General features: G+C 49.4%; 3 protein-coding genes. All 3 read left to right on the top strand.

What is annotated here, in order from left to right; all coding sequences use genetic code 11:
* Window positions 1–1,525 precede the first annotated feature (1,525 nt).
* Window positions 1,526–2,223 (top strand): IS1 family transposase gene (locus OOJ60_RS24275; protein ID WP_094106546.1). Its coding sequence is split into 2 segments (ribosomal slippage): window positions 1,526–1,775 and window positions 1,775–2,223, totalling 699 coding nucleotides; the frame shifts between segments, so codons are not numbered across the junction.
* Window positions 2,224–2,761: 538 nt separating this feature from the next.
* A complete protein-coding gene (locus OOJ60_RS24280; RefSeq protein WP_138627904.1) occupies window positions 2,762–3,025 on the top strand; it encodes a hypothetical protein in 264 nt (87 codons plus the stop codon).
* A gap of 191 nt (window positions 3,026–3,216) precedes the next feature.
* A partial coding sequence (locus OOJ60_RS24285) for a Rop family plasmid primer RNA-binding protein (RefSeq protein WP_205613289.1) occupies window positions 3,217–3,376 on the top strand: 160 nt, incomplete at its 3' end.

A 3,376-nucleotide genomic window follows, 5' to 3' on the forward strand; every position in this document is an offset into this window, starting at 1 on the left:
CATCCACATCATCTTTTGAGAGATCTTCATCCTCCAGTCGTCGCTCAAGGATGAACGGACACGGAATTTATTACGGGTCGTGAGGCACTCAGTATGAAAGAAAAATGCAGACAATACAGACTGGAACTGTAAGCAAGCAGTGACGAGATTAAAAATCAGGATAACCAGAGACGGTATTTCCGAGACTCAGAGAGGTAATCAATACGGTTAAATGCCCCGGGATATAATGCACTAACGACACGCCAGAAATGTATCTGGGTCAGCTCATCTGCCCCACCTTCCCTGATGTCAGAAAGTACCTCGTCGTAAGTCTTTCCTTCCTCGCGGGCTACAATCCTCATCGTGTCCCTTGCAAGGCGATCAGTACACCCTCCGAAAATCAGAACATCAATAAACACGAAGTCCCTTCCGGTAAGAAAAAAAACCGGCACGGGAGCCGGTAATACTGTGAAAAACAGCCCGCTTTAGCATCGCGGTTAATAGTGACATGTTATGCCATTGAGCAGAGATATAAGCACCCACCAAAACTAGGAGGAACAGACATAGCAGACGGGCGCACCCATGCAGAAAGCTGTGTACCCCCGCAGCGTTCCAGCAGTAGCCGGTACTCATCCTCCGTCACCCACATGGTGAGTATCTTGTTCCGTTTCTCGGACAAACCAGTCTCCTGATAACGCCGTGACGGGCGGGAAACCCTTTCCCGGTCGGCGCGGGGTTGGACAAGCCGCAGGCGCGTCAGGCTTTTGGCGGGTTTCGGGGCGCAGCCCTGAACCAGTCACATAGCGCTAGCGGAGTGTATACTGGCTTATCTATTTTAACACTGTGCGGAAATTGACAGAAATCGGGCTATGTGGCAGAGGAAAATGCGGCTTCGAAGCATAAGCAGAATGATGGGCGGACGGTGAAAATGACGCCTCCTCGCTCATTCGCTCACTACGTTCGGTCATGAAGCTGTGGCGGGCGTTGCGGTGATCTGACTGAGTGATAATGATTTTTCTGGCTCTAGATGTACAAAAGCCCCGTGACAGAATCACAGGGCTTGAGTACTCTAATTCGTGCAGATACCTGCTCGGATCAGACCGCAATCAAATCCTAGCAGGGCTGGCTAGGAATGTCACTACCAGCTTAATACCATTCAACGACATTAAACCCATATCTGCACCTTGACTCTCAGGTCTACGCCCCGGACTCCGGCAGGATAAACAGGCAAGCGGTGGGAACCTGACCAGCTCGGGAAAGAAGCTGGCTCTACCCGGTCTCACGTTAACCAATAACGTACCTGATAAAGTGAGAGTGAAGGCAGCGGTTGCGGTGAAGCGTGATTGCCAAGGTCTGGCGCAACACCCACAAAATCGAAGCAGCATACGAACGGCCTGATGCTGGTCGCTTCGCTCCCCGTTTTCTGGTGTACCCACCACGGGGGCATTAGGCTTTCTTTGCCCTAATATGGGTTTGCGACTCTCAAATCCGGGTAATGCTGCCAACTTACTGATTTAGTGTATGATGGTGATTTTAAGGTGCTTGCGTGGCTTCCATTTCCATCAGATGTCCTTCCTGCTCCGCTACTGAAGGCGTGGTGCGTAACGGCAAAAGCACTGCCGGACATCAGCGCTATCTCTGCTCTCATTGCCGTAAAACATGGCAACTACAGTTCACTTACACCGCCTCTCAGCCCGGTACGCACCAGAAAATCATTGATATGGCCATGAATGGCGTCGGATGTCGCGCCAGTGCACGCATTATGGGCGTTGGCCTCAACACGGTTTTACGTCACTTAAAAAACTCAGGCCGCAGTCGGTAACCTCGCGCATACAACCGGGCAGTGATGTGATTGTCTGCGCTGAAATGGACGAACAGTGGGGCTACGTCGGTGCTAAATCACGTCAGCGCTGGCTGTTTTACGCGTATGACAGGATACGGAGGACGGTTGTGGCGCACGTCTTCGGTGAACGCACTCTGGCCACACTGGAGCGTCTTCTGAGCCTGCTGTCGGCCTTTGAGGTCGTGGTATGGATGACGGATGGCTGGCCGCTGTATGAATCACGCCTGAAGGGAAAGCTGCACGTTATCAGCAAGCGATATACGCAGCGCATTGAGCGACATAACCTGAATCTGAGACAACATCTGGCAAGGCTGGGACGGAAGTCACTGTCGTTCTCAAAATCGGTGGAGCTGCATGACAAGGTCATCGGGCATTATCTGAACATAAAACACTATCAGTAAGTTGGAGTCATTACCCATCACGATGACTAAAAAACAAGCAATTTGAGTAAACAAATATACGCCTGACATATTTGTTTACTCATGAAATAATATAGCCACAATAATAACTGGTGTATTTTTTTTGGCTCCCGGTGATGTCAGGGGGCCAACTTTTTGAAAATTATCATAAACATCAGATAAAACGAATTGCAAAGGTTAAAAAAATACCGCCAGTTATAATAATTGTGATATGAATTACAGTGTTATGAAACCCATCTCTGGCTAAATCGCCGCTCTATTCCCGTTCCCGTTCACCTGTAAAGGGCATGCAGGTCTCTCAATACGTGGTGTAACACATATCGCCTTCACCGAAATGATGTGAAGACTTCATCATTTTAGCAATCACAGGTTGCCCTAATCACTTAACGTTATTATTGTTCTATTGAAGCCTTAACCTAAACCCACTCACAAAACGTGGATTATCTGGTTAGTGATTCGCAGCAACAAAGCGTCCCGGTTCAAAACGAATCGTAAGACGTAGTTTCCCTTGATGTAGGGCTTGCCGCTGGAACAGGCGGCTTTTTTATTCTCCGGCGTGGGGGGGATGCTGTTGACAGAAATGGAAATAAGTAACACCCGGAATATTACGCTTATTGCCCGGCGTCTTGCCTGGATTAATGCCAAAAGAACTCATATCGATATACCATCGTTTGCAGAACTGCTTTTCTCCGGCCAAAAAGCGCTGTTCTTCGAACAATATAATTATTTTCACTCACGACGGTACACAACGGCAGGCACGTCAAAGCCACCGGATTTACCATAACATCCGTTGCCCGCACCGCCTCAGGCGCCCTCAGGGCGTTTCTGACGGCGGTACGGTAAAACAGGTAACAAACCACCCGAAAAGCCGCCAGAAACGTGCCAGGTAAATTTTAACGCCATGCATGACTATGCACCAGAATGACGGCATCCTGTTTTCACATCAAAATCATCACAAGACACAGGAAAACACACATGAACCGCCAGGAATCCGCCGTTCTCAACATAGCTAAATTTATCCGCGCCCAGACACTCCTCCTGCTGGAAAGAATTGACCTGCTCGACTTCGATGACGAAGCGACAGACTGCGAACAGCTGCATGAGCAGGCCGAAGCGCTTTACCGGAAGCTCAGCG

Origin of the sequence: Citrobacter sp. R4, assembly GCF_026719175.1 — a bacterium.
Lineage (GTDB): Bacteria > Pseudomonadota > Gammaproteobacteria > Enterobacterales > Enterobacteriaceae > Citrobacter_A > Citrobacter_A sedlakii.